At 68.6% G+C, this 7,364-nt stretch carries 8 protein-coding genes; 2 read left to right on the top strand and 6 right to left on the bottom strand.

The genetic code is table 11. The features are described from left to right. Positions 1-406 precede the first annotated feature (406 nt). The 3 genes from VN520_RS07335 to thyX form a co-directional block, all read right to left on the bottom strand. Complete coding sequence (locus tag VN520_RS07335) at positions 407-2,092, bottom strand: ribonuclease J (RefSeq protein ID WP_325746037.1); 1,686 nt, start codon at positions 2,090-2,092, stop codon at positions 407-409. A 130-nt stretch (positions 2,093-2,222) separates the two neighbouring features. Then, positions 2,223-3,122, bottom strand: a complete 900-nt coding sequence (gene dapA, locus VN520_RS07330; protein ID WP_325746036.1) for a 4-hydroxy-tetrahydrodipicolinate synthase — start codon at positions 3,120-3,122, stop codon at positions 2,223-2,225. A 151-nt stretch (positions 3,123-3,273) separates the two neighbouring features. Beyond that, a complete protein-coding gene (thyX, locus tag VN520_RS07325) occupies positions 3,274-4,011 on the bottom strand; it encodes an FAD-dependent thymidylate synthase (protein WP_325746035.1) in 738 nt (245 codons plus the stop codon). A gap of 188 nt (positions 4,012-4,199) precedes the next feature. Between thyX and VN520_RS07320 the strand changes: the two genes are divergently transcribed. Further along, on the top strand, positions 4,200-4,439 hold the full coding sequence (locus tag VN520_RS07320; RefSeq protein WP_325746034.1) for a hypothetical protein: 240 nt from the start codon (positions 4,200-4,202) through the stop codon (positions 4,437-4,439). Between the two features lie 93 nt (positions 4,440-4,532). Then, positions 4,533-5,084, top strand: a complete 552-nt coding sequence (locus VN520_RS07315) for a hypothetical protein (RefSeq protein ID WP_325746033.1) — start codon at positions 4,533-4,535, stop codon at positions 5,082-5,084. A gap of 56 nt (positions 5,085-5,140) precedes the next feature. Here the strand turns inward: VN520_RS07315 and VN520_RS07310 are convergent, their stop codons facing one another. From VN520_RS07310 to VN520_RS07300, 3 genes are all read right to left on the bottom strand, one after another. Then, positions 5,141-5,593, bottom strand: a complete 453-nt coding sequence (locus tag VN520_RS07310) for a hypothetical protein (protein WP_325746032.1) — start codon at positions 5,591-5,593, stop codon at positions 5,141-5,143. A gap of 14 nt (positions 5,594-5,607) precedes the next feature. Then, the gene (gene dapB, locus VN520_RS07305) at positions 5,608-6,360 is read right to left on the bottom strand and encodes a 4-hydroxy-tetrahydrodipicolinate reductase (RefSeq protein ID WP_325746031.1); all 753 of its coding nucleotides are present in this window, start codon (positions 6,358-6,360) and stop codon (positions 5,608-5,610) included. A 23-nt stretch (positions 6,361-6,383) separates the two neighbouring features. Beyond that, a partial coding sequence (locus VN520_RS07300) for a pitrilysin family protein (protein WP_325746030.1) occupies positions 6,384-7,364 on the bottom strand: 981 nt, incomplete at its 5' end.

The raw sequence follows: 7,364 nt of genomic DNA, 5'->3' as shown, positions 1-7,364 counted from the left end.
TTTCACCGGGCCCCTCCGGGCGCTTCCCTTCGTTCTTGCGTCTCCGACTCTACCAGACTCTTCCGAGCCCGATTCCCGGCCGAAACGGGATCCTGCTGATTCGCTTTCCAGCGTCCCGCTTTCGCGTTTCCCTTTCCGGCGGTTCCAACTTTACCAGACTCTTTTCCGTTCCGTTTCCGGTCCGAATTCGATTCCGATGGCCTGTGGATCGGCCTTTGCCTTTCGGCGGATCCGACTTTATCAGAGGTTCTGAGTCGGATTTCCCGTCCCTGTTCCAGGGCTCCCGGCACAGATGTGCGTGAGGGGCTTCCCGTTCAGGCGGAGTGGCAAACGTACTGGAGCGGGGCGCCTCGATGCAAATCGAGGCGCCCCGCTCCTGGTTGGCGGCCTGGTGGCAGCCGCCGGGTCAGACCTCGACGACGACCGGAAGGATCATCGGACGCCGACGGTAGGTGTCCGACACCCACTTGCCGACCGTACGCCGGACCAGCTGCTGGAGCTGGTGCGGCTCCATCACCCCGTCCTGGGCCGACTTGTTGATGGCCTCCTCGACCTTGGGCACCACTGCGGTGAACGCACCGTCGTCGATGCCGGAGCCGCGGGCCTGGATGTGGGGGCCGCCCACGATCTTGCCGGACGAGCTGTCGACCACGATGAAGACCGAGATGATCCCCTCGTCGCCGAGGATGCGGCGGTCCTTGAGGGAGGTTTCGGTGACATCGCCGACCGAGAGGCCGTCGACGTACACGTAACCGGCCTGGACCTTGCCGACGATCTTCGCCTTGCCGTCGACGAGGTCGACGACCACACCGTCCTCGGCGATGACGATGTGGTCCTTCGGTACGCCGGTCAGCGCACCGAGTTCGGCGTTGGCCCTGAGGTGGCGCCATTCACCGTGCACCGGCATCAGGTTCTTCGGCTTGCAGATGTTGTAGAAGTACAGCAGCTCGCCGGCCGAGGCGTGCCCCGAGACGTGCACCTTGGCGTTGCCCTTGTGGACGACGTTCGCGCCCCAGCGGGTCAGGCCGTTGATCACGCGGTACACCGCGTTCTCGTTGCCAGGGATCAGGGACGACGCCAGGATCACCGTGTCGCCGGGGACGATACGGATCTGGTGGTCCCGGTTGGCCATACGGGAGAGGGCGGCCATCGGCTCGCCCTGGGAGCCCGTGCAGACCAGCACGACCTCGTCGTCGGGCAGGTCGTCGAGGGTCTTGACGTCGACGACCAGTCCGGCGGGCACCTTCAGGTAGCCCAGGTCACGGGCGATCCCCATGTTGCGCACCATCGAGCGCCCGACGAAGGCGACCCGGCGGCCGTACTCGTGGGCGGCGTCCAGGATCTGCTGGATGCGGTGGACGTGGCTGGCGAAGCTGGCCACGATGATGCGCTTCTGCGCGTTGGCGAACACCGTGCGCAGGACGTTGGAGATGTCCCGCTCCGGCGGGACGAACCCGGGGACCTCGGCGTTCGTCGAGTCGGAGAGAAGAAGGTCGATGCCCTCCTCGCTCAGCCTGGCGAAGGCGTGCAGGTCGGTGAGCCGGCCGTCCAGCGGGAGCTGGTCCATCTTGAAGTCGCCGGTCGCGACGGCCAGGCCCGCGGGGGTCCGGATGGCGACGGCGAGAGCGTCCGGGATGGAGTGGTTGACCGCGATGAACTCGCAGTCGAACACGCCGATGCGCTCCCGCTGTCCCTCGGCCACCTCGAGGGTGTAGGGGCGGATGCGGTGCTCCTGGAGCTTGGCCTCGATGAGTGCGAGGGTCAGCTTCGAGCCGATCAGGGGGATGTCCGGCTTCAGGCGCAGCAGGTACGGGACGCCACCGATGTGGTCCTCGTGGCCGTGCGTGAGGACGATGCCCTCGATGTCGTCCAGGCGGTCCCGGATGGTGGTGAAGTCCGGCAGGATCAGGTCGATGCCGGGCTGTTCCTCCTCGGGGAAGAGCACACCGCAGTCGACGATGAGCAGGCGGCCGCCGTACTCGAAGACCGTCATGTTGCGGCCGATTTCGCCCAGGCCGCCCAGCGGGGTGACCCGCAGGCCGCCCTTGGGGAGCTTCGGCGGGGTACCGAGTTCAGGATGCGGATGACTCAAAAGACTCTCCTTACCACGCGCGCCACGTACCGCTGAGGGCACGTGGCGCGCATGTCATTCGTGCACTTGCTGTTGTCAGGTGGTGTTTCCGCCGCGAGTGTCCTCGCGTATTCAGTTGTGAAGTCCGTGGTCAGAGCTGTACCCCGCCGGCGGCAAGATCGATCTTGAGCTGGGCCGTCTCCTGCGCGGAGAGCTCCACCAGGGGGAGGCGCAGCGGGCCGGCCGGCAGGCCCTGCAGGGTGAGCGCCGCCTTGGTGGTGATGACGCCCTGGGTGCGGAACATCCCGGTGAAGACCGGGAGCAGCTTCTGGTGGATCTCCGTGGCCTTCTGCACGTCGCCGCCGAGGTGCGCCTCGATGAGGGCGCACAGCTCCGGGGTGACGACGTGGCCGACGACGGAGACCAGACCGACGGCGCCGACCGAGAGCAGCGGGAGGTTGAGCATGTCGTCTCCGGAGTACCAGGCGAGGCCGGACTGGGCGATGGCCCAGCTGGAGCGGCCCAGGTCTCCCTTGGCGTCCTTGTTGGCGACGATCCTGGGGTGTTCGGCGAGGCGTACGAGCGTCTCTGTGTCGATCGGCACACCGCTGCGGCCCGGAATGTCGTACAGCATCACCGGGAGGCCGGTGGAGTCCGCGATGGCGCCGAAGTGCCGGAGGAGGCCCTCCTGCGGCGGCTTGTTGTAGTACGGGGTGACGGCGAGGAGGCCGTGGGCGCCGCTGCGCTCGGCGGTGCGGGCCAGCTCGATACTGTGCCGGGTGTCGTTGGTGCCGACGCCGGTGATGACGTGGGCCCGGTCCCCCACGGCTTCCAGCACAGCCCGTACGAGCTGGTCTTTCTCCGCGTCGCTGGTGGTCGGGGACTCGCCCGTGGTGCCGTTGACGACCAGGCCGTCGTTGCCTGCGTCCACCAGATGGGCGGCGAGCCGCTGGGCGCCGTCGAGGTCGAGTGCGCCGTCCGCCGTGAAGGGCGTGACCATAGCGGTGAGGACCCTCCCGAAGGGGGCCTGCGGAGTGGAGATCGGAGCCATGGGTAACACGCTACTCGTTGCTCGGAGCGTCGCGCTCCCTCGGGGGACGAGGAAGAGGAGCCCGGCACTGCCTGCTCGGGGGTTCAAGCAGTGCCGGGTCCGTTTGATCAGCCTAGATGAACTTCACTAAACGCCGCAATACGGACACCACCTACGGGGCGACCCGTCCGTTTTTGTTGAAGGCGGCATGAGTGAGCGGCATCAGATTCTGCCAGTGCCGTTCCATCTGCTCGCCGACCATCTCGATCTCGCGCTGCGGGAAGGACGGCACCTTGGCCATCTCGTGCTGCGTGCGCAGGCCGAGGAAGTGCATCAGCGAACGTGCGTTGCAGGTGGCGTACATCGTCGAGAACAGACCGACGGGGAGCACGGCGCGGGCGACCTCACGGGCGATCCCGGCGGCGAGCATCTCCTGGTAGGCGTCGTACGCCTGGCGGTAGGAGTCCTCCATGGCGCGGCTCGTGAGCTCGTGCTGCTCGGGGGTCCCCTCGACGAATTCGTACTTGCCGGGACGGCCCTGCTGGATGAGCTTGCGGGACTCCCCCGGGACGTAGAAGACCGGCTCGAGCTCCCTGTAGCGGCCCGATTCCTCGTTGTAGGACCAGCCCGCACGGTGCCGCATGAACTCGCGGAACACGAAGATCGGGGCACTGATGAAGAAGGTCATCGAGTTGTGCTCGAACGGGCTGCCGTGCCGGTCCCGCATCAGGAAGTTGATGAGTCCCTTCGAGCGCTCGGGATCCTTGGTGACCTCTTCCAGGGACTGCTCCCCGGCCGTGGACACACGGGCTGCGAACAGCACGTCGGAGTCGCTGGCCGCTGATTTCACCAGGTCAACGGTGACATCGCTACGGAAGTGGGCCTTCGTGGGCTCGGGGGTGTCGGTCACCGGCGGGGGTCCTTCCAATGGCGTCGCTCGGGCGGCGTCCACTCTACGGGCCTCGGGGAGGGCTCCCGGGGAGGACGTCCGTCAGCGGGAAATCTTGGACGGGTTCGGCGATTCGGGGCACCGATCGGGCCTCTCGTACGTCTGACTCATTAGCAGCACCCGTCACAGAGTTCAAGGAGAGTTTCCTCATGTTCCGCCGGCGTGAATCCGTCCCGTTCTCGTTCGTCGCCGAGGCCGACCGGTTCCGCAGTAATGTCACTCCGCCTCCCCGCCAGCGCGCCAGTCTCTCCCAGCTGGCCGGCCGGTCCCTCGTGGGGCTGACACTGATCGCCGGCTTCGCCGGGTCGCTGCTCTTCGGTCTGCCCGCGCTCGACACCGAGCAGACGCCGTCCCACAGCCAGACCTCCGAGGCTTCCCGGCACCGCTGACCCGGACGGGCCCCCTGGGGTGGTCGGCCGGGGGGCCGCTCGGTAGCCTCACCGGGCACAGCAATCGAGCGTGCTTGTGAGTGAGGATCAGCCGTGCCCCTGCCCTTTCTGACGGCCGACCGCGTATTCGACGCGGACGCGGAGGACATCGCACTTCCGTTCGACGATCACGACAGCTGGCGGCGGCCCTACCGCCCCGGTCCGTGGCGGGTCGCGGCGGCAGCCACCTTGCTGCTGCTGGCCTCTTTCGTGCTGCTCGCCGCCATGATCATCACGTTCGCCGGATCGCTGTCCGGTGCCGGCGTGTGCTTCGCTCTCGCCGGTGCGGTGATCGCGGTCGCGCTGCGACTGCTGCGGGCCGGCGCCTGGGTGAGCAGGCACGGGGTACGCCGGGTGGGCTTCTTCCGGACGACCACCGTGCGGTGGGAGGACACCGCGGCGGTCCGCACGGTGCAGCAGCCCGTGAAGTGGCTCGGTTTCCCACGCACCGTCCAGGGACAGGCACTGATCGTGGTGCGCAAGGGCGGCGAGCCGATCGCGCCGCTGGTCACCGACCGCAACGCGGACTTCCTGGCCCGCACCGAGGCGTTCGAGCGTGCCACGGACTCGATCGAGGCCTGGAGCGACGAATACCGCACGGACTGACGGGCCGAAAGCCTCCGCGCGGCGCAGAGGCACCTCACAAGCCGGTACGACGCCACTCAGGCGCGTACCGGCTTGTCCGTGTGCAGGGCGATGGCACGCTGCATCGCCTTGCGGGCGCGTGGGGTGTCCCTCGCGTCCTGGTAGGCGACCGCCAGCCGGAACCAGCAGCGCCAGTCGTCCGGGCTGTCCTCCGTCTCCTCCCGGCGCCGCGCGAACACGGCGTCGGCGGAGTCGCGGTCGATGCGCCCGGACGGGGTCCGCACCAGTTCGTCCACGGGGAGTCCGCCCTCCGCGTCCAGTTCGGCGGCCAGGGCGTTGGCCCGCCGTACGAACTGGGTGTTCTTCCAGAGGAACCAGACACCGATCACCGGCAGGATCAGGACCGCCACGCCGAAGGCCACCGTGAGCAGGGTCCCGTGCCGGATGAGCAGGACGCCCCTGCTGCCGGCCAGGACGAAGTAGAAGACCAGGACGGCAGCGGTGACGACGTAGGTGAGCTTTGCGCGCATGGGGTGGGGCCCAGTCAGTTCAGGTCGAGGAAGTGTTCCAGGCCGAAGGTGAGGCCGGGAGTGGTCACCACACGGCGGGTGCCGAGCAGGATGCCCGGCATGAAGCTGCTGTGGTGCAACGAGTCGTGGCGCAGGGTGAGGGTCTCGCCCTCGGCACCGAGCAGGACCTCCTGGTGGGCGAGGAGGCCGCGGAGCCGGACCGAGTGGACCGGGATCCCGCCGACGTCCGCGCCGCGCGCTCCGTCCAGTGCGGTGGCGGTGGCGTCGGGCAGCGGCGCCGCTCCGGCCTTCTCGCGGGCCGCGGCGATGAGCTGCGCGGTGCGGGTGGCCGTGCCGGAGGGCGCGTCCACCTTGTTCGGGTGGTGGAGCTCGATGACCTCGACGGACTCGAAGTAGCGGGCGGCCTGTTCCGCGAACTTCATCGTGAGGACCGCGCCGATGGAGAAGTTCGGCGCGATGAGCACACCGGTCCCCGGAGAAGCGGAGAGCCAGGTGTTCAGCTGCGCGAGCCGCTCGTCGGTCCAGCCCGTGGTGCCGACGACGGCGTGGATCCCGTGCCGGACGCAGAAGTCGAGGTTGTCCATCACCGACGCGGGTGTGGTGAGCTCGACGACCGCCTGGGCGCCGCTCTCCGTGAGGGTCTCCAGCGTGTCGCCGCGGCCGAGCGCGGCCACCAGCTCCATGTCGTCGGCGGCCTCCACGGCTCGTACCGCCTCGGATCCGATGCGGCCCTTGGCGCCGAGAACGGCCACGCGCAACTTGCTCATGTGCTCTTTCCTTACGGGGGTGGTCAGGAGATCGCTTCCTGGAGGCGGTTCGCCTGCTTGTCCTTCAGCGGCCCGATGACCGAGAGCGAGGGCCGCTGTCCGAGGACCTCGGCCGCGACGGCCCGGACTTCGTCGGGGGTGACCGCCGCGATCCTGGCCAGCATGTCATCCACGGACATCTGTTCGCCCCAGCAGAGCTCGCTCTTGCCGATGCGGTTCATGAGCGCGCCCGTGTCCTCAAGGCCGAGGACGGTGGAACCGGCGAGCTGGCCGACGGCGCGGCCGATCTCCTCGTCACCGAGGCCGTCCGCCGCCACGCGGTCGAGCTCGTCGCGGCAGATCTTGAGGACGTCGTGCACCTGGCTCGGCCGGCAGCCCGCGTACACACCGAAGAGCCCGCAGTCGGCGAAGCCCGAGGTGTAGGAGTACACGCTGTAGGCGAGGCCGCGCTTCTCCCGGACCTCCTGGAAGAGGCGGGAGCTCATGCCGCCGCCGAGCGCGGTGTTCAAGACGCCGAGCGCCCAGCGGCGCTCGTCGGTCCTGGCCAGGCCGGGCATGCCGAGGACCACGTGGGCCTGCTCGGTCTTGCGGTTCAGCAGTTCGACGCGGCCGGTGGCGCGCAGGGTGCGGGAGCCTTCGCGCGGCGTCATGGGCACGGCGTCGGTGCGGCCCAGCGCGCCGGCGCGCTCGAACGCCTTGCGCACCTGTCGTACGACCGTGGCGTGATCGACGTTGCCGGCGGCGGCGACGACCAGGTGCGTGGGGTCGTAGTGCTTCTTGTAGAAGCGGGCGATCTGGCCGCGGTTCAGCCCGTTGACCGTGTCGACGGTGCCGAGGACCGGGCGGCCCAGCGGGGTGTCGCCGAGCATGGTGTGCGCGAAGAGGTCGTGCACGCAGTCACCCGGGTCGTCCTCCGTCATCGCGATCTCCTCGAGGATGACGCCGCGTTCGGCGTCCACGTCCTCGGGGGTGATCAGGGAGCCGGTCAGCATGTCGCAGACGAC

This window comes from Streptomyces sp. (genome assembly GCF_035563135.1).
Taxonomy (GTDB): domain Bacteria; phylum Actinomycetota; class Actinomycetes; order Streptomycetales; family Streptomycetaceae; genus Streptomyces.
This window is presented reverse-complemented; position numbering and strand designations above follow the sequence as displayed.

Bases quoted from the DNA above. Each gene is read 5' to 3' on its own strand.
- VN520_RS07310 (WP_325746032.1), bottom strand. From the start codon at position 5,593: ATGCGCGCAAAGCTCACCTACGTCGTCACCGCTGCCGTCCTGGTCTTC.
- dapA (WP_325746036.1), bottom strand. From the start codon at position 3,122: ATGGCTCCGATCTCCACTCCGCAGGCCCCCTTCGGGAGGGTCCTCACC.
- VN520_RS07320 (WP_325746034.1), top strand. From the start codon at position 4,200: ATGTTCCGCCGGCGTGAATCCGTCCCGTTCTCGTTCGTCGCCGAGGCC.
- dapB (WP_325746031.1), bottom strand. From the start codon at position 6,360: ATGAGCAAGTTGCGCGTGGCCGTTCTCGGCGCCAAGGGCCGCATCGGA.